Raw genomic sequence first — 24,987 nt, 5'->3', positions numbered from 1 at the left:
ACAGACTCATGGATTTCGAAGCCCTTCACTCCGCCAGTTTCACGTCGCTCGACACCACGGTCAGCGACTGGACGAAGATGCTCACCAAACTCACCGATCTCAAGAGCGACGCCAAGGACGGGCTCCGCGGCAAGGCGAACAAGGCCAACTGGACCGGCTACAACGCCACGGTGTCGCGTGAGTTCATCGGCAAGACCGCCGAGGAGTTCAACGACGCGTACACCCAGGCCGAGTCGATCCGCAACATCATGCGCGACACCCAGGGTGAGTTGAAGACCCAGCAGCGACTGCTCAAGGAAGCCATCGAGCGCGGCCGGGGCAATCACATGTCCGTCAAGCCGGCGGGCAGCGGCTTCACCGTCACTCCGAATCCCGACCCGAAGCCCGCGAACGGCCAGAAGGACGTCGACGCGCTGCGCGACGAGCTTCAGGGAATTCTCGACACGGCGACGGAGATGGACAACACGGCGGCCACCTCGCTCAAGGCTCTCGTCGATCTCACCGACTACGGCTTCTCGGGACAGAAGTACGCGGACCGTGATTCGGCGGCCAACGCGATCAAGGAAGCCGAGAATCTGGCCCGTCTCGCGAAGAAGAACCCGGAAGACCTCACGGTCAAGGAGTTCGACGCGCTCAACGCGGGCCTGAAGAAGTACTCGGGCGACGAACTCTTCAGCGAGCGCTTCGCCGAGCAGTTGGGCCCCAAGGGGACGCTGGAGTTCTGGGCGGGTATCACGGATCCGCACAGCAACAGCCGTTTGTACATGGACCGTCATGAACAGCTCGGCGATCTGCAGAAGAACCTCAGCCTCACGCTCGCCACCGCAACTCAGGCGGACACGCCGGAAATGCGCCGGTGGACGTACGAGATGACGGATCTCGGAAGCCAGCCCATCAACAAGAACAGCACCACGCACGGCTTCCAGGTAATGAGCAACCTGATGCGCTGGGGCAACTTCGACGACCAGTTCCTGAAGAGCTACGGCACGGAACTCATGGAGACCGAGAAGGCGGCCACCAGCAACGGCCGTCACGGGGCGACGGTCTGGACCCACATGGGTATGGACCCGAATCTCAATCGCACCGGCGAGGACTCCGGCTCGGACCCCATGATCGGTTATCTGAAGGCGCTGTCGAACAGCCCCGACGCCGCCACGGATTTCTTCAACGACCCGTTCCTGTCGAAGGACGAGGATCACGACTTCAAGACGAAGAACGAAGACGGAAAGGAAGTCAAGGACTCACTCTCCAACTTCGACTACCTCTTCGAGGAGCGCGACTGGCCGCCGGAGCGCGACAAGGACGGCGAGGACAGCATCTCCGGCCGGAACAACCTGGCGATGGCTCTGGAAGCGGCCACGACGGGGCACCCGGCGGGCGAACTGCCGACGGTCGACACCCCGCCGCACAACCCGGAGCAGGCGAAGCTCATGGAGAGCCTCGTGACCTCCATCTCGGAGGACCCGAACCGCCTGAAGGACAACGCCTTCATGTCGGACAGCGTGGGCCAGATAGCCTCGGAGTACCTGCCGGACATCAACCGCGCCACCGCGGACGGCGGCGAGAGCAACGAGAGCGTGCCGAAGCTCTTCCCGATCGCCGGCGCGGCGGCGGACATGCAGCACACGGACGTCACCCGCTTCCTGGCGACGGTGGGCCAGAACCCGGAGGGCTACGCCGCGATCGAGGTCGGCCAGAAGGCGTACATGGCCGGGCTGATGGACTACCACCTCAACCCGGATCTCCCCGCCGACAGCCGTTATCCGCACTCCGCGGAGGAAACGGTCAAGGAGATCGCGCGGCGGTCGGGAGAGGTCGAGGGAACCCTCGCCATCGGCCGCCAGGAAGCCGTCCTGGGCGATGCGAAGGCGAAGGACGACGACTTCGAGCACGCGACGAACCAGAAGAAGAACACGATCTCGGGCCTCGTCGGCCTGGGCGTCGGTGTCGGTACGTCGTTCATCGCCAGCCCCGTCGTCGGCGCGGCGGTGGGCGGGGCCGCGGGCACGGTGACCGGGGTCGTACTCGAACAGTTCTTCAAGGACACCGATCCGCAGAATCTGGCGGGCGTCGGCCACGACGTCGGGCTCCGCTGGGAAGCCAGCAAGGACGCTCAGACCGACATGACCAGGGTCGCCGGCGAAGAGGCCGCGAAGGCGCACAACCACCCTGACGCCGAGCGGATTCAGGAGTGGACCCGTATCGGCACCACCGACGGCTTCGACGACGCGTCGACCGCGGCGCGCAGGATGGCGGACGACCTGGAGACCGAGATTCCCACGTAGTGGGTACGGGCTGCGGCCACGGTTGCGGTCTCGGCCGCCGCCGTGGCCGCGGCCGTAGTCGTGGCCCGGTGTTGCCGTGGCTCGGTGTTGCCGTGGTCGTAGCCGCGGCCGTACTGGCACCGTTGACGTGGCCGCGGTTGCTCCTGACCGCCACTCAGACCAAGGGACTAGCAAGGGACCGCATGAAAAGCCGTGAGAACATCCCCCACGCCACGTGTCGTCGGCTCGTCGCGAGCCTGGGCGCGCTTTCGTTCGTGCTGCTGATCGCCTCATGTTCGGAATCGACGAAGGAGTACGAGACGCCGCAGGCGGTCTGCGGCGTGGCAGTGCCGGCGGAGATACTGGATCCCTTGCTGCCCGAGGGAGAGAAAGTCTCCGAGAGGTCAAAGACGGCGAGCGGCGTCAAGCGCTGCTACGTGTCGGTGGACGACAAGGTCGCACTGTCGACGTCCATCGAGTGGTACGAGGCCGACACCCCCGTCGCGGAGATCGCCTCGAAGACGATCGGCGCGGACCCCGACGACAAGGTCAGCGCCGACAAGCGGTACAGCTACTCGGGCAAGGGCGGAGCCGGTCTGATCCGGTGCGAGGACTCGTCCGAGATCGACAAGGATGTCGACGGAGACCTCTACGCGACGGTGCGGGTCAGCGGTGACTCGGCGGACGCCTCGGCGGTACTGAAGATGGTCGAGGCGTACACGAAAGCAGCTCCGTCGGGGGACGGGTGTGAGATCGACATCTGACGGGCGTACGCGTACGGCGTCGGCGCAAGTGCCTGACGCGCTGCCCCGTACGTAGACACGGCAAAGGGGGGCACCTCCCGCGCGTGCCCCCCTGTCGCCGCAACTGCCGGTCGCTTCCAGGAAGTTCCTAGAAGTAGCCGGCGGACTTCTTGTCGCCCGCCTGGTAGGTCGGGCCGGCCTCGCGAACCTTGCGGGCGATGTCCTTGAGCGCGTTGTGGATCATGCGCGTCTCGTTGTCCCACTTCTTGTGGGCAGCGTCCGCCGCGGTCTTGGCCTCACCCTCGAAGGTCGCGGAGACGCCGCGGATCTTCGTCTGGATGGCCTCAAGACTCTCGTCGAGCCGGGCGGCCTGCTTCTCGATGACCCCGGCGGCCTGCTCCAGCGAGCCGTAGGTCACGACCATGGTGCCGTCGTTCTGCTGAGCCACGAGTCCTCCTGTTTCCTGTCAGTGCGGTATGTGTGTGCGGTGCGCGGTACGTACGAAGTGGCTGATCGCCGGTCCGTCAGTAGCCGTTGATGTTCGACGTCGCCTTGGCCGTCGCGGCGCTGTCGCCGGAGAAGCCGGCGGTCACGTCGACACCGTTGAGGGCCGCGTAGACCTCGTCCTCGGTGTTGCCCGCGGTCGTACGGGTGACCTGGATCGCTTCCTGGAAGTTGAGCAGCATCTTCGCGATGCGGACCATGCCCGAGTTGATCTCGGCCTGCTTCGCGTCGAAGGCGCTCGCGCCGATGCCCTTCCAGGCACCCTCCAGGCTGTCGATGACGCCCTGGAGGTTCTTCAGCTGTCCCTTGACGTCCTCGAACTTGACCGTGATCTCGTCCTGGAAGTCCTTGAGACTCTGATCGCCGACCTTCTGGACTGCCATATGTCAGTCTCCCTTTCGTTTCTGCTCGTTACTGCGTGTGTGCTTGTGCTTCGGTGAGTGGTCTGAGCCGCGCGATCACGCGCTGCGGCGTCTGCGTACGACGGCGAAGGCGCCTCCGGCGAGCACGGCGACGAGCGCGGCTCCGCCGAGGATCAGCCCCAACTGGCTGTCGTCGCCGGTGTCCTTCGAGGCGTTGGCCGTGTCTGCGTCCGGGCCCGTCCCCGTGTCCTTCGTGCCGTCGGCGCCAGGCTTGGGCGGGGAGGAGGCGGAGCCGTCCGCCGAGCCCTTCGAGGGGGCGCCGGCGTCCGAGGAACCGCCGGCCGTCGTCCTCTCGTTGGTCAGCGGGCTGACGTCCGGATCACCGGGCTTGCCGATGCCACGGTTGATGGCCGCGTTGGGCCGGACGATGCCGTGGCCGAGGTAGTTGCTGACGGTGCCGGGCTTCCAGTCGTCACCACGGCCCGCGGACTCGAACATGACCCGCAGGACCTGGTTCGCGGTCCAGTCGGGGTTGGCGGACCAGATGAGGGCGGCGGAGGCGGAGGCGAGGGCGGTGGCTGTACTTGTTCCACCATTACCCACGCAGTACTTGGAGAACGTCTCGTCGCACCAGAACGGCGTGTCGATGCCGGGGGCCGCGATGTCGACGAAGTCGCCGTGCTGGGAGGTGTCGGCTACCTCGCCGTCGCTGTCAGAGGCGGCGACGCCGACTACCTCGGGATAGTTTGCAGGATAGCCGGGCTTATTGTCCTTGTGGCCAGTGTTGCCGACTGCAGCGAAGAACAACTTGCCCTTCCCATAGGCGTACTCCACTGCCTCCTTTTCTTGAGAGCTAAGGAACTCGCTGCCGCCCGACACGTTGATGATCTTTGCATCGCTGTCGGCCGCCGCACGGATGGCGCGTGCGTTGTCGAAAGTCTTGGACTTGTGCTTCTCTTCGAACTCCTTGTTGGCAATCCGCATTGGGATGATCTCGGCTCCGGGGGCCAGGCCCTTCAGTCCTCCGCCCGCGCCTGTTCCAGCGATGAGCTCGGCCATGCTGGTCCCATGCCCGTCGTAGTCGTTCGTCGTCCCATCTGTCTCCGTGACATCGAGACCCTTCAGCACCTGCCCCTTGAGCGACGGAGTCGACGCGTTGACGCCGGTGTCAATCAGGGCGATCTTGATCCCTTCGCCCGTGGTCGACTTCCAGATCTCCTCGGCACGCATGGCATCCAGGTACCACTGCTTCGACTGCGTGTCCTCGGCAACCGCCGCCGGGGCAGCACCGACCATGACCATCGCCGAGGCCCCGATCACGGCCACCGCGAACAGCGGGCCGCGCCGAAAGCCGTACGACCCGGAACGCTTCCGGACCTGGCTCATTCCTGCCGTCATCCCGACTTCCGAACCTTCCGCTGTGCCTAGTCGATGACGGGCGGTACGGCACCACGCCGCCGACCCGCCCGTGTCTCTGCGTCGTCCGCCCGGGGCTCCGGTCGCGACTGTCCGGTGCGCTCCGGCTCCTCGTCGCGGGACTGCTGACCGTGTCGGTCACCGGACAGCCCGGAGCCGCCGGTCGTGAATCCGCCGGCACCCGACCTGGGGGGCGTGCCACCGCTCCGCGGAGTGCCCACGACACCATTGTTGGAGCTGGGCATGCCTCGTCCCGTAGGCCGCACGGCGCCCTTCGCGGGCCCCGACCCCACGACACCGGACTGGCTGGGACGCGCTGCCGATGACGGGCGGCCCGGTGTTGTGCCACCCGGACCTCCGATGACATTCCCCTTGGGAATGCGCGACCCGGAGGCGCCTGGGCCGCCGCCGGAGGTGCGTTGCGGCGTGCCCCCTACGATGCCGTTGGCACGGCCCGTACGGGGGGGCCCGGAGGAAGAGCCGGAACCGGAACGGCCGCCCATGGGCGGCCCCCCGGCGCTCGGTCGACCGACCATGGGGCTCCGGGTTGCACCCGTGCCACCGCCGCGTCCCGCGCCGGGGCCCATGGCTGTCGTCGGCCTGCCGACCGGGCCCCTGCCCGACTGGGAGCCCGAGTTGGTACCGCCGCCCATCGGGGTCGGGCGCCCCACGGGGCCCTGACGGCCGCCACCTCCAGTACTTGTTTTCGCGTTGGAGACCGGCCCTGGGCCTCCACCCCTCGGCGCAAGCGGGGGACCGGAACGAGGACCGCCACCACGTATGGGAGGACCGAGATTGGGCCCCAGCGGTGGTGGGACGTGGTTGTTTCCTGAGCTTGGTCCGACAGGCGCCGTGGGAGGCTGCGCGGGACCGGGACCCGTCGTGGTGGGCGGCAGCGTGTTGACGCTGTCGATCTCCATCGATGTGCTCGGGATCGGGTCCTGTGTGACCAAACCGTCGGTACCAGTACGGGGGATGCCCCCCGTACCACCGGCGTCGGCTCGTACGGCACTCGACTGCTGATGCGACGAATCCAGCGCGCCCGTGCCGCCGGAGTCTCCCGAAACGGAATCACCGATCCAGTTGCCCCACTGCGGCTGCGGCACCGCCGCGTTGAGCATCTTCGGCAGCTCCGGCTCCTTCGCCCCCGCCAGCGACTGCTCCGACACCGCGTAGAACGACGCCAGGCGGTTCATCTGGTTGATGGCCTCCTGGCGGTTCTCCTCCGCCTGAACGGCCCGCTTGTACTCCGGGTTGTCCTCCCGCTGTTCCGAGACCGGGAAGTCCCTGGGACGCCTGGGGTCGGCCCGGTTGTCACGCGGCGGCTTGGCGCTACGGACCGAAGTCAGGCCTTCTCCCGCCACCTTCATCTGGGTGCCGACGACGTTCGCGAACGAACCCAGGTCCCAGGCGTACCCCGCCAGGGCCAGGCCGTAGCTCTGGAACTCGGTGGCTGCCACGCCGTGCCAGTCCGTGGTCTTGACGAAGTCGCTGAGTTCCTGCGCGGCTTCATTCAGACTCTTCTTGGCCTTTTCGAGGCTCTCGCCGGCACTCACCAGGTCCGAGGGGGTCGCGCCGTCCAGCAGGTCGAGCATGTCGTTGAGGCCGCGCTCTTCGAAGCTCGTTCTGCCGAAGAAGCCCCCGAAGTTGCCGAAGAAGAGCCCGCCCATGGCTGTCGCCGCGCGCTCAACGGCGTCCGTCGTGCCGAACTCCGTCTGGATCCGGGCGGCGTCTTCGTTCTGCTGCTGCTCCTGGGGAGAGAGCGGCGGTTTCTTGTCGTCACTCATGTCTCGTCACCCCAAGTCCTTCGTACCGCTGGTGGCGTCCTGGCGCGGCGCGGCGGGTGCCTCGCCCTTGTCCTGCCTCTCCCGCTTCTCCCGTTCCTCGCGCTGCTCCTCCAAGCGCGTCTGGATCGTGTGGAAGCGGTATCGCTGGTCTTCCTCGACGTTGTCGTAGCCGACATCGGCCGCGTGAACTCCGATGCTCAGCAGCTCTATCTGGTCCGCGAGGGACTTGGACAAGGAGATGAGCGACGTGTGCACCCGGTCGTACTGCTTCGAGAAACCCTCGGCCTCGTCGAACTGACCAGGGCCGCTGAACGACGATCGCGGCACACCCTGCGCCGCGATCTCGCCCTTGCCTGCCGCGCCGCTCTCAAAGGTCGCGAGCAGCGTATTGACCTGACCCTGGAACTTCTTCAACGCCCCTACGCCGCGCTCAAGTTCACTCGCCATCAGAGCCCCCGCTCATGCCACCCACCGACTCAGGCACGATGCCCGTTCCTCCCCGTTTGCTTCCGCTGTCCTGCGTCGCGATCGCTGCGAACCGGTCGTTTCTACGTACACTCGGTGATCGCTCGCGACCACTCTAGCTACTTGCTCGGACACCTCTAAGTGGGTTGTCGGTCACGCGACTTGATTGAGCGACGGAGCCTTCGCCCGTCCCACCGAACCCACTCACCCCGTTCACAGACTCTCCTCAACCCGCCGCGCCCGGCGCCTTGAATCGCGCAGAGCCACCGAACCGCCCGTGATCGCCGCCACCAGTACGACGCCCCCGACGACGACGTAGGTCGCGAGCCGGGAATTGCGTTCCTCGGCCGTTTCGCCGAGGTGGATCTCGGCCGGGGTCGGTGCTTCGGCCCGGGTCACTCCTTCGTGTGCCACCGGTTCCTCGACGGGCTTGTCATCCTCGGTCAGCGCGCGGACCGGGTCCACCACTCCCCAGCCGACCAGGCGGTCACGGCCCGGGATCGAGCGCTCCGCCGTCTGCTGGATCTGCGCGACGATCTGCTTCTGCGTCCACCCGTCGTGCTTGCTCTTGATCAGAGCGGCGATTCCCGCGACGTACGGGGCGGAGAAGCTGGTGCCGTTGTCCGCGCAGTGGCCGCCTCCGGGGACGGTCGTGACCATGTCGACCCCCGGCGCCGCGATGCCGACGAACTCGCCCGACTGCGAGAACGACGCGCGTTCGTTGTTCCGGTCGGACGCGGCCACGGCCAGCACGCCGTCGTACGAGGCGGGGTACGTCTCCTTGGCCTTGCCGTCCAGGCCGTCGTTGCCCGCCGAGGCGACGACCACGACCTCCGCCGCGAGGGCGTCGTCCACCGCCTGCTTCAACGCCGGTGCGGGCTCCACGGCGTCCGCCGTGTCCTGAGAGATGTTGATGACGTCGGCCTCTTGCTCGACCGCGTGGTCGATGGCTCTGGCGAGCGATTCGGCGGTGCCGTTGCCGAACGCGTCGTTCTGCTGGATCGGAATGATCGTGGCGTCGGGCGCGAGGCCGACGAAACCTGTTCCATCGGCGGGGCGTGCGGCGATGATGCCGGCGACCTTGGTGCCGTGGCCCACCTCGTCGGTGGTGCCGTTCGCCTTGCCGCGTTCCAGCTTGTTCCCGTTGTCGTCCTTGGCGTTCGGGGGGATCAGGTTGAGGCCGCTGCCGACGTCCACCGCCTTGGCGAGCTGCGGGTTCTTGATGTCGACGCCTGTGTCGATGACCGCGACCTTCACGTTCTCGCCGGTGGACTGCTTCCACAGCTCGTCCAGCAGGACACGTTGCAGGGCCCACGGGCGGCCCTCGTACTTCTCTCCGGGGAAGGAGCACTGCCCCGTGTCCGCGCTCGCGGTGGGTGCCGACAGCGTCACGAGCGCGAGGGCGGCGGTGGCCACGGCGGTCGCCGTCGCCGTCGCTCGTGACACCGTCGTCGCCATCAACTCGCGGTACATGGGTGAGGAGTTGGGCCTGAGCGTGCTCGCGCCGGGGCGCGTGCGACCGTAGCGGCGCGTACGAGTGCGGCTGTCCGTGTCTGTCATGGCTGCCCCGCCCTCATGAGCCCTGCGGCTGACGCGCGGCCCCGGTCGACAGACGCGGCCCCGTCGGCAGGAAGGCGGACCAGGAGGCGGGCATCGGCGCCGCGTCCACGTTCTGGTAGCCGAACCTGTTCTGCGCCTGCTGCGCCTCCGTCTTGCGCTGTTCCTTCTCCTTCTCGGAGCCGGATTCGCCGATCCCCGAGTCGTCCGTCGCGCTGTCGCCGTTGGACTGCATCGCGTACCGCAGGCCGGTGTCCGTGACCAGGAAAAGGAAACCGGACTTGGTCGTGCCACCCGTGAACTGGCGGAACAGTTGCCCGGATCCGGGGGTGACGTACGCGCTCGTGGCTCCGGTGGCCAGGCCCGCCGGGAAGCCGGTGCCCGCCCAAGTGCTGAGCGTCGTGTCGCCGCTGTCCGCGTCCACCTCCCGCAAGACGTTGCACACGGTGTTACGGCTTCCCTCCGACGTGCTCGCGGAGTTGACCGCGTCGGGGCTGCTCGCCGGCCAGTTCTTCTTCTCCCCGAACGGGGCGCCGGGCTGGAAGGTCGCGGCACTGACGGAGGTCGCCTCGCCGTCCTGGTCCAGGCCGATCAGGTCGCGGCTGTTGAGCAGCAGCTTCGCGGTGAAGTCGGTGATGGGGGCGACCCGGCCCTCCAGGACGACGTACTTCTGGTTCCTGGTTCCGTCCGTCGCGCCGAGGATCGTGCCGATCTTGTCGAGCTCGGGATCCAGGTCGCCCCCGACACCCGCCTCCGCGCCGGGAGTTCCGTCGATCTCGGGGAAGTCGACCGGGTCTCCCTCGTGCAGCGTGTCCAGCCACGCCGCGGAGACGCGCTGGGGCTCACGGTTGTCTCCGACGAGCTGGCGGAGCAGCAGTTCGTCCTCGGCGGTCTCGTAGGCCTTGCCGGCCCGGTCCACGATGTAGCGGGTCTCGTCGGGCCCTTCCACATACATCAGCTCGCCGCCGGTCAGCCGGTTCGCGCCCTCGGTCTTCTTCTGCTCACGCTCCGCGAAGACGAACGTGGCCTTCTCGATGGCCCGGCCGCCCTCCCCGGGGCGCTCGCAGACCGCCCAGCGCTTCGCGGCGCCGGCCTCTTTGGCGTCGGGCAGCCGGTCGGGGGCGTACGGAATGCCGAGAGTGGCACCGTGCGGGATCTTGCCGTTGTCGAGCACGGACTCGTCGACGTTGATGACCTTGCCCTTGTCCGCGTCGAGGAGGAGTTTGGCCGACGACATGTTCAGAACCGGGTGGAGCTGAACCTTCTTGCCGGTCTTCAACACCACGTAACGGGTGGTGGACTTGCTCGCGATGATGACGTTCTCGCCCGGCGTGTCCCACTGCTTGGGTGCCACCGGTTTGAACATCCCCCAGGCGCCGAAGACCGCGAGGATGACCACGGCGACGATCATCCCCGGCACCACCCCGCGCAGCGGACGGGGCGCACCCTCCTCGGAGCCGGTCGAGTTCGGCCGCACGAACTGCGCGATCAGCCTTCGCTTCGCGAAGGTGTAGGCGTTGAGTTCGTCCCGTCGTGATGCCATCTGTCCGCTGTCCCTCTCCCCCACTGCGCGGCCAGGCCCCCTTCTCTTACAGAGGGTTGCCGTCGTTCCGGCCCCCTACTATGCATGCTGGCGATCACGCCCCACTGCTCAGGTAGGGTGATCGCCCGGTCAACCGCCCATGGGGAAATGGCCATTTCGGACAGAGGGGGCAACGCGGGGATGGGTACGGCGACGCGCGAGCGCAATGGGCGGACTTCCGGACAGCCCCCAGGTCCTTCCCGGTCTTCCCGCCGGCAACGTCGCAACGCCCCAGGCAACGGCCCTGCTCAGACATCCCCGGCGGCCGTCACGGCGCCGCGTGTCCCCGCGACGACCACCCTGCGAGCCCTCTCCCGCACCAGCCACGTCGGCCCGTTCCAGCTACGGCAGTTGGTGCTCGTCGAGGTGGCGCTCGCACTGGCCGCCGCCGGCGTCGCGCTCGGCGGGTTGTGGATGGTGCCCACGATCGCCGCCGCCAGCGTGCTGGTCCTCTTCGCCGTCCTGCGTCGCCGTGGCCATGCCGTTCAGGACTGGCTCTCGACCGTCCTCTCCCTCCGTGCGCGCGAGCGGGCCGCCGGGCCCGCCGCGGTGGACGTCGATCCGTCGCTGGCCCCGGTCGCGGAGGCCGTCCCGGCGCTGCGCCCGTACACGTACGTCGACCGCGACCGCCGTACCGTCGGGATGCTCGGCGACGGGAGCTTCCTGACGGCCGTCGTACGGGTCGAGGCGAGCGGGTCCGCGCTGCGGCCCGCCTTCGGCGCGCGGGCGCTGCCGCTCTCCCTCCTGGGCGGCGCCCTGGAGGTCGACGACATCAAGCTGGAGTCGGTCCAGTTGGTGCAGCAGGTGCGTTCCGCGCCGGCGCCGCACCTGCCACAGCAGTCGGTGGCCCGGCTCTCGTACGTACCTCTTCAGGAGAAGACCGGCGCCCCGGCCCTGCGGCTGACGTGGGTCGCGGTGAAGCTCGATCCCGAGCTGTGCCGGGAGGCGGTGGACGCGCGCGGGGGCGGCGTCGAAGGCGCCCAACGTTGCCTCGTACGAGTGGCGGACCACGTGGCGAGCCGGATCACCGGAGCTGGGTTCCGGGCCGTCGTACTGGACCAGGAGGAGCTGAACTCCACCATCGCGACGTCGGCCTGCGCCAGCCCCGCACAGGCCGCCCACGCCGGACGTCCTGACGCCGCCCCGACGCGGCGCACGGCCGAGACGGCGCGCGTGTGGCGGTGCGACGACAGGTGGCACACGACGTACGCGGTGGGCCGCTGGCCCGAGTTGGGGCGCGGTGCCGCTCCGCTGCCCAAGCTGGTGTCGCTGCTAACCGCCACCCCGGCATACGCGACGACCTTCAGCCTCACCCTGCGGCGTGGCAGCCGTCTGGGAGCCATGACGGTGAACGGCCACGTCCGGATCACCGGCGGCAGCGACACCGAACTGGTGGGTGTGCGGCGGCTGTTGGAGCAGGCCGCACGGTCGGCGAAGGTCGGCCTCGTACGTCTCGACCGTGAGCAACTGCCCGGGGCCCTGGCCACACTTCCGCTGGGAGGCGCCCGATGAGCGGGCTGCGTACGCTGCTCGGCCCGCGGCACGCGGGTCACACCATGCCCGCCGACGAACTCGGCGCGCTCTCGCTGCCGGTCGGGGACGACGGCGTGGTGATCGGTGACGACGCCGAGGGGCACCCCCAGATGGTGGGGTTCCACCGCTCCGCGCCGTACGACGTCCTGCTGATCGGCGGCCTCTGGACGGCGCAGGTGATCGCGCTGCGCGCGGCGGGCACCGGGGCGCGCGTGGTCGTCGAGACGGGGCGCGCCCAGGCCTGGACGCTGCTGGCTCAGGCCGCAGGCGCGGGCCTGGAGTGCATCACCCTGCACGACGTGGGTCGGGTGCCGCCCCAGGGCCCGACGGTGGGCAGCCCGGTGGTGGTCGTACGGGACGCGGGCATGCGGCCGCCCCGTGGCCGTGTGGTGTCGGCTCCGTGGCAGTCGGTGCTGACTCTGCTGCCGTATCTGAGCCCCGTCGCGCCCCGGTTGATGCGGAACTCGACGCTGGTGGGTGTGCAACGGGTGTCGCCGCGCGAGGCCGAGCAGATCGGCCGGATCCTCGGGCTGTCGCAGGCGGAGAGCGATGCGCTGCCGACGCTGGCCGACGGCGTCACCCTGTGGTGCGCCGGGCGCGAGCGGCACTGGGTGATGACGAGCCCCACGGACGCCGAGTCGGGACTGCTGGGCACAGCCCGCAGGATGGACTGAGCCGTCGTACGGGGCGGGCGGCCAGGCCCGGAGTCCTCGGCAGCCGGGGCGTACGGCGCGGGTCCCCGGGCGAGTGACCGGACGGGAATCGCCGGACCGGACGTAGCGTGCGGATCTAGGATCCGTAGGAGCACGCGTCGGTGGGCCTGTCTGTCTCCACCTGTGCGTGGTGACCGTTCAACTCAGCAGTTGTCGAAGGAAAGGCCTGACCGATGGGGACCGCGCAGGAGAAGGACGAGTTGTACGCCCTCGACATCTCTGACGTCGAGTGGCTGAGCGCCCCGGGCACGAGCGAGGACGAGGAGCGGGTCGAGATCGCGCATCTGCCCGGCGGGGCGGTGGCGATGCGGTCGTCCTTGGATCCCGACACCGTGCTGCGGTACACCGAGGCGGAGTGGCGGGCGTTCGTACTGGGCGCGCGCGACGGGGAGTTCGACCTCCAGTAGAGGCCTCCGCGACAGACCGCCGCCGACGGAACTCCTTAAGTAGGGCACCACGCCACCTCCTTGAGAAGAGAGCGGACAGAGACGGCGGATCCTCTCCGTCCGGGCGCTCCAAGACGCAATCACCCATACCGGACCGCATCCGGACGCCGATACCGGATTGTTGACTCGTGCCCGAGGCGGAGTGAACGGGCAAGCATTTCTGTGCTGTTGTCATGATTCACCCCACCGTCTTCCTGACCGTCTGCCGCACCCGAACCACCGGGGGGCAAGGGGCGTCGTACGGGGCGGCGGATGACCGGCGGGCGGGCCTGCCGGAGCGGGCTCGCGGGCGATTAGGGTGGGTCGGGGCGCACGAGAACCCGCAGGCATGCCGGGAGCGTCCCAACGGGTAGAGCCGGGCTGATCGAGTGACAACGGTCGCCCCCACCCAACACGGCACAAGGGTGCTCGACCACACCAGGAGGCAAAGTGAACGGCGATCGGGACGAGATCCGTGGGGACTGGAACACTCCCGTCGATGATCAGTCCGACGCGGAGCCCGCCGAGATGACGGGTGAGTTCACCATCGACTACACCCCGCCGGCCTGGTACACGCAGAACGCCTCCGGGGACACGTCGGGCGACGGGGCGGGCTCACGGAGCTCCACCCCTCCGCCACCGCCTCCGAACGGGGCTCCGGTGGCCGTGCCGGGACTGCCGGCGGGCAGTGGGTACGAGCCGAACTGGCCGCACCGACAGCCTCCGCCGCCGATCCCCGCACAGAGCGCGCCCCTGGCGCCGTCCGTCGACCCGGTGCTGCCGTCGGCGCCTCCTCCCGTGGCGCCCTCCCCCTCCGCGGCCGACGATTCCGCCGCGTCGGAGCCTTTCGCGCAGCCGTTCGGCGCCGGGGATCTGGAGAGCGGGGCGACCATGCGCTTCTCCCCCGCCGCGCTGAAGCGCGAGATCGCGGAGATCGACGCCGCCAAGCAGGCTGCGGAGACCGCCAAGAGCGAAGCGGACGCCGACGCCGACACGGACGCGGGTGCCGACGGGGCCGCTGACGGGGCGGTCGACAGGACTGACGACGCCGCTCCTGCCGGGTCCTCGGCGGAGGATGAGCAGGACGGGGCGGGTGTCGGTGTGAGTACGGGGCTCGGTCTTCGTTCCGACGAGGACGAGAGCCACGGCGAGGACGACACAGACAGCAAGGACGGCAGGCAGAGCGAGGGCGAAGCCGACAAGGACGATGTACGGGGCAGCGACGACGACGCGGACGGAGACACGGGCGGGAGCTACCCGACCGGGTCTGCCGACTCCGCCGTCGACGCGCCTTCGGGGCGCCCGGATTCGTCAACCGACTCCGAATCCCACTCGGACCGCGACGACGCCGACTTCGACGTCAACTCCGGGGAACCGGCGGACGTCAGCGACGCCGTGGTCGGTGCGGACCTCTCGGACGAGGTCCAGGACCGCCGAGACGAGCCGGCCGACGCGGTCGATGAGCCGGCCGACTCAGTGCCGTCGGACGAGCCCTCCGACGCCGCTCCCCCGTTGAGCACGCCGACGACCCCGCCCGCCCCCGCACTGCCGTGGTCCCCGGCTCCGGCCGGTCCGGACTCCGGGCTGCCCCCGCTGCCGCCCGCCTTCCAGCCGGCCGCTCCGGCCCCCGCGCCGCAGTGGCCCGCCGAGCGCCCCGCGCCGTCTCAGTCGCAGTCGGTGTCCCAGGGGCAGTCGCAGCCGCCCGCGATCACACCCGCGCCCGCCCACCACCAGCAGCAGCAGCAGCCCCAGTTGCCCCCGGCCGCGTCCCCCTGGGCGACGCCCGCCGCGCCCGCCACACCGACGACTCCCGCCGCGACGGCGCAGCAGAGCGGCTACGGATTCCCGCAGCCGGGCCAGCCGGGCGGGCCCGCGCCCGCCAACTCGGGTCCACACGCCCCGTACGCACAGAGCGGTTACGGCTTTCCCCAGCAGCCAGGACAACAGGGTCAGCCCGGTCAGCCGAGGCACCAGGGCCCGCAGCCGGGCTACGGTTTCCCCCAGCCCGGACAGCCGGGCCAGCCGCCGCAGTCCGCCCCGTACGTGCCCGCCCAGCAGCCGCCGCAGGCACCCCAGACTCCTCAGATGCCGCCCGCGCAGGCGCAGCAGTCACAGCCGCCGAACCTGCCGGCTCCGGCTTCACCGACGCCCAATCTGCCTGCCCAGCAGCAACAGCCGTACCAGCAGCCCGCACAGGGCAACGCGCCCGGCGGCGTGCACGGGGCCGGCCCCGGTGCCGCACCGGGGTCCGCGCCCGGCGCGCCGCCCATGGACCCGCGCTCCGGCGGGGGCTGGCCGACGGCGATGGCGCACGACCAGCGCGAACGTTCGGTGCCTGGTGCGCCGCTCGGCTACACCGCCGCCGTCGAGCTGTCCTCGGACCGCCTCCTGCGCAACAACAAGCCGAAGGCCAAGAGCAGCCGCAACCCCTCCGGCGCCTCCCGCTTCAAGCTCGGCGCGAAGAAGGAGGAGGCGGAGCGGCAGCGCAAGCTCGAACTGATCCGTACGCCGGTGCTCTCCTGCTACCGCATCGCGGTCATCAGCCTCAAGGGCGGCGTCGGCAAGACGACCACCACCACCGCCCTCGGTTCCACGCTGGCCACGGAGCGGCAGGACAAGATCCTGGCGATCGACGCCAACCCCGACGCCGGCACGCTCGGCCGCCGGGTGCGCCGTGAGACCGGGGCGACGATCCGGGACCTGGTGCAGGCGATCCCGTACCTCAACTCGTACATGGACATCCGCCGGTTCACCTCGCAGGCACCGTCCGGGCTGGAGATCATCGCCAACGACGTGGACCCGGCGGTCTCCACGACGTTCAACGACGAGGACTACCGGCGCGCGATCGAGGTGCTCGGCAAGCAGTACCCGATCATCCTCACCGACTCGGGCACCGGTCTCCTCTACAGCGCGATGCGTGGAGTGCTGGACCTGGCGGACCAGTTGATCATCATCTCGACCCCGTCGGTCGACGGGGCGAGCAGCGCGTCGACGACGCTGGACTGGCTTTCGGCCCACGGGTACGCGGATCTGGTGCAGCGATCCATCACCGTCATCTCCGGCGTGCGCGAGACCGGCAAGATGATCAAGGTCGACGACATCGTGCAGCATTTCCAGACGCGTTGCCGCGGCGTCGTCGTGGTGCCGTTCGACGAACACCTGTCGGCGGGTGCCGAGGTCGACCTCGACATGATGCGGCCGAAGACCCGCGACGCGTACTTCAACCTGTCCGCGTTGATCGCCGAGGACTTCGTACGCGCCCAGCAGCAGCAGGGGCTGTGGACGGCGGACGGCAACCCGCCGCCGCACCTCGCACCGCCGATGCCGGGACACCAGGGCCAGCAGCAGGGACAGCCCGGCCAGTACGCGGCCGGCCAGCAGGCGCCGGGGCAGCCGCCTTACGGGCAGCAGCCGCAGGCTCCGGGGCAGTACGGGCACGGCCAGGCGCCCGGCCACCACGTCCCCGGACAGGCGTCCGGGCAGGCCCCGGGTCAGCCCGGCGCCCCGGGCCAGCAGCCTTCCGGCCCCGGTCAGCAGTACTACCCGCAGCAGCCCTATCCGCAGCAGCAGGGCTGGCAGCAGTCGCTGCCCTCGCAGGCGCAGTCGTCCGGCGCCCCGGCCGGGCTCCCGCCGGGCCAGTACCCCGGCGCGCAGCCGCCGCACCAGCAGCCCGCGCAACCGGGGCAGCCCGGTCAACCGGGCCAGTCGGGACAGCCGGAGTTGCAGGGTCCGGTTCCGCCCGCCGGATGGCCGCAGCAGGAGCCTCCGCAGGCTCCGTCAGCGCCTCAGCAGTAAGGCGACAGAGGATTAGACCAATGAGGGTCCGCACCGTCTTCACGGTGCGGACCCTCATCGCATTCCCGCAGCCCACACGGGGTTTCGACGCCCGTTGACGTGGCCCGACCAGCGCTGATAAACCTTCGCTTCACCAGTTGGTGAGCTGTAGTCAACCCAGTCACCGCCCGCAGCCGACGAAGGCAACCGATTCAAGCCACCGCTTCGAGTGACCGCTCGGACCGGCGGCGGCCCCGACCATCCGTTCAACCCGCCAACTTCCGCCCCGTTTTGCTGCTTACCTACTTCTCCGTTGCTCTACCGCTCTGTTGTTCTCTGTTTCTCCGTGCGAGTGATGACGCGAGGTCACGACCCATGGTCACAAGGATTCCACCGCGTACGACGCGGCAGCCCACCCGGCAACGCTCCCGATTCCGTCTCTTCCTGGCCTCCGGTGCCGCTGCCACTGCGATGGTGGCCGGTTCTGTGATCCCCCTGAGTCCGCTGCTGCCCGCGGCGCCGCAGGCCCAGGCGGCGCCGAACGCCGTGAACGCCCCGGCGGCGGCCGACGGCAAGAAGGTCCTCACGGTCGCCGTCGACCAGAGCATCGACTCGTTGAGCCCGTTCCTGGCGCAGACCCTCGTCGCCACCAGCGTGCACCGGCTGACGTACGAGTACCTGACCAACTACGACGCCAAGGACGCCCGCACCGTCCCGGGCTTCGCCACCAAGTGGACGCCGTCGGCGGACAAGTTGACGTGGACCTTCACCATCCGCGGTGACTCCAAGTGGTCCGACGGCAAGCAGGCCACCGCGGAGGACGCGGCCTGGACCTTCAACAAGATGATGACGGACCCGAACGCCGCCACGGCGAACGGCAGCTTCACGTCGAACTTCAAGAAGGTCACCGCACCGGAGCCCACGAAGCTCGTCATCGAACTCAAGAAGCCGCAGGCGACGATGACGGCGCTGGACGTGCCGATCGTGCCCAAGCACGTCTGGGAGAAGGTCGGCGACTTCTCCAAGTTCAACAACGACAAGAAGTTCCCGATCGTGGGCAACGGCCCCTACGTCATTGAGGACTTCAAGGTCGACCAGTACCTCCGGCTGAAGCCGAACAAGGACTTCTGGCGCGGCGCGCCGAAGTTCGACGAGCTGGTCTTCAGGTACTACAAGGACAAGGACGCCGCGGTCGCCGCCCTCCAGAAGGGCGAGGTCTCGTTCGTCGCCGGCCTGACACCGGCCCAGGCCGCAGCGCTGGGCAGCGCCGACAACATCAAGGTCAACGACGCCCCCGGACGCCGCTTCTTCGCGCTCGCCACCAACCCGGGCGCGAAGGCGAAGGACGGCAAGTCCTTCGGCAACGGCCACAAGGCGCTGCTCGACCCGGACGTCCGCAAGGCGCTGTTCCACGCCGTCGACCGCAAGACGATCGTCGACAAGGTCTTCCAGGGCCACGCGGTGGAGGGGCAGGGCTACATCCCGCCGCGCTTCGACTCGTATTTCTGGCAGCCGTCGGGCGCCCAGACAATCGGCTACGACCCGGCGAAGGCCGCGGCGCTCCTCGACAAGGCCGGCTACAAGAAGAACGGCAGCGGCAAGCGCGTCGGCAAGGACGGCAAGCCGCTCGACTTCCGTATCCTCTGCCACGCCACCGACCCGAACGACAAGGCCGTCGGCAAGTACCTCCAGGAGTGGTGGGGCGACCTCGGCATCGGTCTCAAGGTCGAGTGCCTGGACAACGTCTCCGACCCGTGGCTCGCGGGCAACTACGACCTCGCCTTCGACGGCTGGTCGGTCAACCCCGACCCCGACTACGTCCTGTCGATCCACACCTGCGACGCCCTGCCCGCCACGGCCGACGCCTCCGGCGCGACGGACAACTTCATCTGCGACAAGAAGTACGACGACCTGTACGCGAAGCAGTCGGTCGAGTACGACACCGCCAAGCGCACCGACCTGGTCAAGCAGATCCAGTCGCGTCTGTACGACACCGGGTACATGAATGTCATGGCCTACCCGAACGCCGTCGAGGCGTACCGTACGGACCAGATCAAGTCCATCACGACCATGCCCGAGGCCGCCGGCAACATCTGGGGCCAGGACGGCTACTGGAGCTGGTGGTCGGCCGTACCGGCCGGCGGGACCGGCGAGGCGAGTTCCGAAAGCGGCTCGTCCACCGGCACGATGGTCGGGATCGGCGTGGCCGTGGTGTTCGTGGCGGCACTCGGGCTCTTCTTCGTGATGCGGCGCCGCTCCACCTCCGAGGACCGTGAGTAGGGCGGTGAGGACGGCCGCGACGGCGATCGGGACCGGGGCCGGGAACGAGGCCGGGTCCAAGACCAGGAACGGCGCCGGGAACGGCATCAGGACCGTGCACACGACCGCGAACAGGGGGTCCGGGAGGCTTCCCCGGAAAGACACCGTATGAGCACCGCAAGCACCCCCGGTGTAGTGCGGGACGCCGTCGACGACCCGGTGAAGACCGGGCCGTCCGGCGGCCCCCGCACCCGCGCCACGGGACACAGGACCGGCTATCTGCTGTACGTGGCGGGCAAGCTGGGCGGCGCGGCCGTCTCGCTGTTCGCCGTCCTCGTCACGAGCTTCTTCCTGTTCCGGATCATCCCCGGCGACCCGGTCAAGGCCATGACCCACGGCAAGCCGACGTCGCTGGAGCAGATGGCCACGCTGCGCAAGCAGTTCGGACTCGATCTGCCGATGTGGCAGCAGTTCACGGAGTACTGCGCGAAGGCGCTGACGGGCGATCTGGGGATCTCGTACCAGTTCCACGCCCCTGTCGGCGAGCTGATCGCCGAGAAGGTGCCCGCGACGCTGCTGCTGACGGGCGTCGCCGTGCTGATCTATTCGACGCTCGGCCTGTGGCTCGGTACGCGCTCCGCGTGGCGCCACGGCGGGCTCGGCGACCGGATCAACACCGGCGTGGCACTGACTCTCTGGTCCGTGCCGTCGTTCTGGCTGGGACTGCTGATGATCATCGTGTTCTCGGTGGGCATCGGGCCGATTCCCGGGATGTTCCCCAGCGGCGGGATGGAGTCGGGCAACGAGACCGGCTTCGCGTATGTGCTCGACGTGGCGCACCACATGGTGCTGCCGGTGGTGACGCTGGTCGCGGTCGGCTACGCGCAGACGCTGCTCGTGATGCGCTCGTCACTGCTGGACGAGATGGGCAGCGACTATCTGACGACGGCGCGGGCCAAGGGACTGCGGGACGATCTCGTACGCCGTCGGCACGCCGTACCGAACGCCATGCTGCCGACGGTCACGATGATTTTCATCAACTTGGGCCACGTTGCCGCCGGTTCGATCCTCGTCGAGACGGTCTTCTCGTGGCCGGGCCTCGGCGGGCTGTTCTACCAGGCGCTGAGCGTGCCTGATCTGCCCGTCGTGCAAGGGCTGTTCGTGGTCTTCGCGGGAGCGATGATCCTGATGAACCTCCTGGCCGACCTGTTGTATCCGCTGCTCGACCCCCGGGTGGGCCGATGACCATCGACAAGACGCCGCCGAATCCCCCGGAGTCCGAGGAGCCCGCGGAGCCGGGGGCCGGGGCGCAGACGCCGACCCCTGCCGCGCCGACCTCACCAGCCGGAGGGTCCGCGGCGCGGTCCGCCTCGTCGCTCGTGTGGGCGCGACGGCGCGCCTCCGTGTCCCGCTTCTGGCGCCAGTACCGCGCGCACCGTGCCGGCCTCCTCGGTCTCGCCGGCCTCGCGGTCATCGCACTGATCGCGCTGACGTCGCCGCTGTTCATCGGCGGCGACGTGCAGAGCGTCACCGACGCGCCGGGAACGGCCCTGGAGAGCCCGAGCGGTGAATTCCCGCTCGGCACGGACCAGTTCGGCCGGTCGCTGCTCGGCCTGCTGATCTGGGGCGCGCGTATCTCCCTGATCGTCGGGCTCCTCGCCGCCGCGCTGTCGGTGGCCATCGGCACCTTCGTCGGCATCATCTCCGGGCACTTCGGTGGCTGGTTCGCGACGGTGACCATGCGGGTGACCGACTGGTTCCTGGTGATGCCGGCGCTGGTGCTGGCGATCGTGCTGGCGACGGTGATGTCGCGCAGCATCTGGACGGTCATCCTGGCGATCGGGGTGACCTCCTGGCCGACGACGGCACGTCTGGTGCGCGCGCAGACCATCGCCGTCGAGTCACGCCCGTACATCGAGCGGGCACGGGCGCTCGGCGGCGGGCACAGCCACGTCATGACGCGCCACGTACTGCCCAACGTGATGCCGCTGGTCCTCGCCCAGACGACGCTCGGAATCTCCACGGCGATCCTGACGGAGGCCACGCTCGCGTTCCTCGGGCTCGGCGACCCCTCCGTCGTCTCCTGGGGAGGCATGCTCCAGGACGCCCGCGAGGCGGGCGCCGTGTCCTCAGGGCACTGGTGGTATCTGGCGCCCCCCGGTATCGCGATCGCGCTCGTCGCGCTCGCCTTCACACTCTGCGGCCGTGCAATCGAGGCCGTGCTCAACCCGAAGCTTGGGGTGTCCCGTTGACCGATACGCCGAAGACATCGAAGGCACCGGAGCCGGATCCGCGGTCGGAACGGCAGTCAGAACCGCAGTCAGAGCCTCGGGCTGAGCCTCGGGCAGAGACGAGGCCGGCGTCGAGTCTGCTGGAGATCAAGGATCTGCGGGTCACGTACGGTACGGGGCCCTCCGCCGTCCCCGCCGTACGGGGCGTCGACCTCGTCCTCGAATCGGGCCGCAAACTCGGCATCGCGGGCGAGTCCGGCTGCGGCAAGTCCACCCTGGCGCTGGCCCTGCTCCGACTGCTTCCCGCGTCCGCGAAGCTGACCGGCCAGGTCCTGCTCGACGGTGAGGACGTGCTCACCATGAAGTGGGGCAGGCTGCGCGCCGTGCGCTGGGCCGGGGCCTCGATCGTCTTCCAGGGCGCCATGCACTCCCTCAACGCCGTGCACCGGATCGGCGACCAGATCGCCGAACCGGTGCTGCTGCACCGCGGCGCGACGCCCGCCGCCGCGCGCAGGCGAACCGTGGAACTGCTGGAACAGGTCGGGCTGCCCGCCTCCCGCGCCGACGCCTATCCGCACGAACTGTCCGGCGGGCAACGGCAACGCGTGATGATCGCGATGGCGCTGGCCTGCGATCCCCGGCTCATCGTCGCGGACGAGCCTACGACGGCACTCGACGTGATGATCCAGGCCCAAATCCTGCGGCTCATCGAGCAGTTGGTCGCCGACCAGGACATCAGCCTGCTGATGATCAGCCACGACCTGGCGGTGCTCTCCGACACCTGTGACCGGCTCGCCGTGATGTACGCGGGGCGGATCGTCGAGGAGGGTCCGGCGAAGTCGGTGTACGACGCCGCCGAGCACCCGTACAGCCGGGCGCTCTCAGCGGCGTTCCCCCGGATCGGAGACCCCGCCTCAAGGCGCGCCCCGCGCGGCCTGCCGGGCGATCCGCCCGACCCCTCGTCGCTGCCGTCGGGGTGTACGTTCCATCCGCGCTGCCCCGTCGCGCTGGAGGAGTGCGCGCGGGAGGACCAGCCGCTGCGGGACGCGGGGCCGGGCCGGCACGCGGCGTGCGTACACGTGGGTGCGGCCGTACCCGCGCAGCTGTCCGCAGCGCCCACGGAACTCCGACCATGACGTCCCTACGCCCCGACGGGGCGGTCGCTCCGGTGCCCCGTGCGGCGCGGCACGCGGCGTACGGGGCCGTCGGCCGCACCGTACGGGGCGGCGGGGCCCGACGCCCGCAGACGGCACCGTCGACCGCGCGGTCGACGCCGTGCCCGCACCGTCCCGCTCGTACGGCCGCCGGGCGGCCACTCCTCAGGAGCCAGTCATGACCACCACGCCCACGCCTCTGCTCTCGGCCACGGGGCTGCATGTCACGTTCCCCGGGCGGCGCGGCGCACCGACGGCACGGGCCGTCGACGGCGTCGATCTCGACATCGGCGGGGGCGAGATCGTCGCCCTGGTCGGCGAATCGGGCTGCGGCAAGACCACGCTGGCGCGGACGCTGCTCGGTCTGCTGCCGCCGACGACGGGCGGCATCACCTTCGGCGGAGCCCCCCTGGGCTACCAGTCTGCCGCCCTCAAGGCATACCGCAAGCGCGTCCAGCTCGTACTCCAGGACCCGAGCGGTTCGCTGAACCCGCGGCACACGGTGTACGACGCGGTGGCCGAGGGCCTGCGCATCCACCGGTACAAGGGCGACGAACGCGAGGCCGTCGCCGAGGCGCTGTCCCGCGCCGGGCTCCGGCCGCCGGAGCGGTTCTTCCTGCGCTATCCGCACGAGTTGTCGGGCGGCCAGCGTCAGCGCGTCGTGATCGCGGGCGCGCTGGTCCTGAAGCCCGAACTGATCGTCGCCGACGAGCCAGTGGCGTCGCTGGACGCCTCCGTACGGGGCGAGATCCTGGCGCTGCTGCTGTCGCTCCGCGACGAACTCGGGCTGTCCGCGCTGGTCGTGACACACGACCTGGGGCTCGCGTGGAACATCGCCGACCGGGTGGCCGTGATGTATCTGGGGCGGATTGTGGAGACGGGGCCGGTCGAGCAGGTACTGACATCCCCGCAGCATCCGTACACACAGGCGCTGTTGTCGGTGCTGCCGGAGTCCGGTGCCGAACCAGTCGTGCTGGCGGGCGAGCCGCCGGACCCGTCGCGCATCCCTGGCGGCTGTCGTTTCCACGCGCGGTGCCAGATCCTCGCCTCCGGCGAGGCGGAACGCGCCGGGGTCGCCGACAGGTGCCGAACGGAAGCGCTGCCGATACTGGCGGGCGGTGACACCACCCAGGTCGCCTGTCACTGGGCCGCGGCCGCCCCAGCCGCCGCGGAGAGCGAAAAGGTGCTCTGAGCCACACACCCGGCCCGTCCCCAACTCGGTCATACGGTGCCCGAGTTGGGGTCATCCGGTGTCGTCAGCGCGCGTCGTAGGCGGCGACGAGATCGCGCGAGCGCTTCACGTCGTCGGCGATGGCTTCTAGGAGTGCCTCGATCGAGTCGAACGTCCGCTGGGCACGGACGTAGGACAGGAAGTCCACCGCGACGTGGAGCCCGTACAGGTCGAGCCCCACACGGTCGATGGCGTACGCCTCCACCGTCCGCTCCGTGCCATTGAACTGCGGGTTCGTACCGACCGAGATCGCCGCCGGCATCCGCTCACCGTCGGCCGTCAGCCAGCCCGCGAACACGCCGTCCGCCGGGATCGCGGTGTGCGGCAGCGTTTCCACGTTGGCCGTCGGGTAGCCGAGCTCTCGTCCGCGTTGCGCGCCGCGCACCACGATGCCCTCGACCCGGTGCGGCCTGCCCAGGATCTCGGCCGCGCCCGCGACGTCGCCCTCGGCGATCAGCCGCCGGGTCAGGGTCGACGAGAACGGCTCGCCGCCGCCCGCCGCACCGCTCACGTACAGGTCGTTGACCTCGACCTCGTAGTCGTACGTCGCACCCAGCTCGGCCAGGAAGGCGACGTTGCCGGCCGCGCGGTGGCCGAAGCGGAAGTTCGGCCCCTCGATGACGGCGCTCGCGTGCAACTTGTCGACCAGCACCTTCACGATGAAGTCGGCGGGTGACAGCTTCGAGAACTCGAGCGTGAACGGCAGGACGAGCACCGCGTCCACGCCCAGCTCCGCCATCAGCTCGCCCCGCCGGTGGTGCGGCGCGAGCAGCGGCGGATGGGTGCCGGGCCTGACGACCTCGCTGGGGTGCGGGTCGAACGTCACGACCACCGACGGAATCCCCAGTTCCCGGGCCCGCTCGACGGTGCGGCCGATGACCAACTGGTGTCCGCGGTGCACACCGTCGTAGGAGCCGATGGTGACGACGCTGCGTCCCCAGTCCTGGGGGATGTCCTCCAAGCCGCGCCAGCGCTGCACTGTGACCG

19 protein-coding genes are annotated in these 24,987 nt (G+C 69.5%); 11 read left to right on the top strand and 8 right to left on the bottom strand.

Annotation, left to right across the window (positions count from 1 at the left end):
* The first annotated feature begins 8 nt into the window (after positions 1 to 8).
* A complete protein-coding gene (locus tag ACFWHU_RS36705; protein WP_385802616.1) occupies positions 9 to 2,285 on the top strand; it encodes a hypothetical protein in 2,277 nt (758 codons plus the stop codon).
* A gap of 182 nt (positions 2,286 to 2,467) precedes the next feature.
* On the top strand, positions 2,468 to 3,028 hold the full coding sequence (locus ACFWHU_RS36700; RefSeq protein ID WP_387230502.1) for a hypothetical protein: 561 nt from the start codon (positions 2,468 to 2,470) through the stop codon (positions 3,026 to 3,028).
* 127 nt (positions 3,029 to 3,155) lie between these two features.
* Here the strand turns inward: ACFWHU_RS36700 and ACFWHU_RS36695 are convergent, their stop codons facing one another.
* The 7 genes from ACFWHU_RS36695 to eccB form a co-directional block, all read right to left on the bottom strand.
* Positions 3,156 to 3,455 carry a WXG100 family type VII secretion target gene (locus ACFWHU_RS36695; protein WP_381793613.1) on the bottom strand — a complete coding sequence of 100 codons (300 nt, stop codon included), beginning with the start codon at positions 3,453 to 3,455 and terminating at the stop codon, positions 3,156 to 3,158.
* 76 nt (positions 3,456 to 3,531) lie between these two features.
* Entirely contained in the window at positions 3,532 to 3,894 is a 363-nt protein-coding gene (locus tag ACFWHU_RS36690; RefSeq protein WP_385802620.1) for a WXG100 family type VII secretion target, read from the bottom strand.
* A gap of 75 nt (positions 3,895 to 3,969) precedes the next feature.
* Positions 3,970 to 5,271, bottom strand: coding sequence for a S8 family serine peptidase (locus ACFWHU_RS36685; RefSeq protein WP_387230500.1), 1,302 nt, complete (start codon positions 5,269 to 5,271; stop codon positions 3,970 to 3,972).
* Positions 5,272 to 5,297: 26 nt separating this feature from the next.
* On the bottom strand, positions 5,298 to 7,076 hold the full coding sequence (locus ACFWHU_RS36680; protein WP_387230498.1) for a hypothetical protein: 1,779 nt from the start codon (positions 7,074 to 7,076) through the stop codon (positions 5,298 to 5,300).
* Between the two features lie 6 nt (positions 7,077 to 7,082).
* Positions 7,083 to 7,523, bottom strand: a complete 441-nt coding sequence (locus ACFWHU_RS36675) for a hypothetical protein (protein WP_387230496.1) — start codon at positions 7,521 to 7,523, stop codon at positions 7,083 to 7,085.
* A 231-nt stretch (positions 7,524 to 7,754) separates the two neighbouring features.
* The gene (gene mycP / locus ACFWHU_RS36670) at positions 7,755 to 8,999 is read right to left on the bottom strand and encodes a type VII secretion-associated serine protease mycosin (protein WP_387230517.1); all 1,245 of its coding nucleotides are present in this window, start codon (positions 8,997 to 8,999) and stop codon (positions 7,755 to 7,757) included.
* A gap of 115 nt (positions 9,000 to 9,114) precedes the next feature.
* On the bottom strand, positions 9,115 to 10,641 hold the full coding sequence (gene eccB, locus ACFWHU_RS36665) for a type VII secretion protein EccB (protein ID WP_387230494.1): 1,527 nt from the start codon (positions 10,639 to 10,641) through the stop codon (positions 9,115 to 9,117).
* Between the two features lie 180 nt (positions 10,642 to 10,821).
* Between eccB and eccE the strand changes: the two genes are divergently transcribed.
* The 9 genes from eccE to ACFWHU_RS36620 all read left to right on the top strand — a co-directional run bounded on the left by eccE (position 10,822) and on the right by ACFWHU_RS36620 (position 23,961).
* Positions 10,822 to 12,192 carry a type VII secretion protein EccE gene (eccE, locus tag ACFWHU_RS36660; RefSeq protein WP_385802630.1) on the top strand — a complete coding sequence of 457 codons (1,371 nt, stop codon included), beginning with the start codon at positions 10,822 to 10,824 and terminating at the stop codon, positions 12,190 to 12,192.
* Entirely contained in the window at positions 12,189 to 12,887 is a 699-nt protein-coding gene (locus ACFWHU_RS36655; protein WP_385802632.1) for a hypothetical protein, read from the top strand. Before eccE ends, ACFWHU_RS36655 begins: the two co-directional genes overlap by 4 nt.
* A 212-nt stretch (positions 12,888 to 13,099) precedes the next feature.
* The gene (locus tag ACFWHU_RS36650; protein WP_147878824.1) at positions 13,100 to 13,333 is read left to right on the top strand and encodes a DUF397 domain-containing protein; all 234 of its coding nucleotides are present in this window, start codon (positions 13,100 to 13,102) and stop codon (positions 13,331 to 13,333) included.
* Between the two features lie 468 nt (positions 13,334 to 13,801).
* Positions 13,802 to 17,146 (top strand): SCO5717 family growth-regulating ATPase, encoded by a 3,345-nt coding sequence (locus ACFWHU_RS36645; protein WP_387230492.1) that lies wholly within the window; start codon positions 13,802 to 13,804, stop codon positions 17,144 to 17,146.
* A 354-nt stretch (positions 17,147 to 17,500) separates the two neighbouring features.
* On the top strand, positions 17,501 to 19,405 hold the full coding sequence (locus ACFWHU_RS36640; RefSeq protein WP_387230490.1) for an ABC transporter substrate-binding protein: 1,905 nt from the start codon (positions 17,501 to 17,503) through the stop codon (positions 19,403 to 19,405).
* A 147-nt stretch (positions 19,406 to 19,552) separates the two neighbouring features.
* Positions 19,553 to 20,629 (top strand): ABC transporter permease, encoded by a 1,077-nt coding sequence (locus tag ACFWHU_RS36635; protein WP_385802638.1) that lies wholly within the window; start codon positions 19,553 to 19,555, stop codon positions 20,627 to 20,629.
* A complete protein-coding gene (locus ACFWHU_RS36630) occupies positions 20,626 to 21,636 on the top strand; it encodes an ABC transporter permease (RefSeq protein ID WP_387230488.1) in 1,011 nt (336 codons plus the stop codon). The genes ACFWHU_RS36635 and ACFWHU_RS36630 overlap by 4 nt, the downstream gene beginning before the upstream one ends.
* Positions 21,633 to 22,751 carry an ABC transporter ATP-binding protein gene (locus ACFWHU_RS36625; protein WP_385802641.1) on the top strand — a complete coding sequence of 373 codons (1,119 nt, stop codon included), beginning with the start codon at positions 21,633 to 21,635 and terminating at the stop codon, positions 22,749 to 22,751. Before ACFWHU_RS36630 ends, ACFWHU_RS36625 begins: the two co-directional genes overlap by 4 nt.
* A 196-nt stretch (positions 22,752 to 22,947) precedes the next feature.
* Entirely contained in the window at positions 22,948 to 23,961 is a 1,014-nt protein-coding gene (locus tag ACFWHU_RS36620; protein WP_387230486.1) for an oligopeptide/dipeptide ABC transporter ATP-binding protein, read from the top strand.
* A 64-nt stretch (positions 23,962 to 24,025) separates the two neighbouring features.
* On the opposite strand, the gene ACFWHU_RS36615 is transcribed toward ACFWHU_RS36620, so the two are convergent.
* The gene (locus tag ACFWHU_RS36615; protein ID WP_385802645.1) at positions 24,026 to 24,979 is read right to left on the bottom strand and encodes a bifunctional riboflavin kinase/FAD synthetase; all 954 of its coding nucleotides are present in this window, start codon (positions 24,977 to 24,979) and stop codon (positions 24,026 to 24,028) included.
* Positions 24,980 to 24,987 lie beyond the last annotated feature (8 nt).

It is taken from the genome of Streptomyces sp. NPDC060366 (genome assembly GCF_042725135.1).
GTDB lineage: Bacteria > Actinomycetota > Actinomycetes > Streptomycetales > Streptomycetaceae > Streptomyces.
This window is presented reverse-complemented; position numbering and strand designations above follow the sequence as displayed.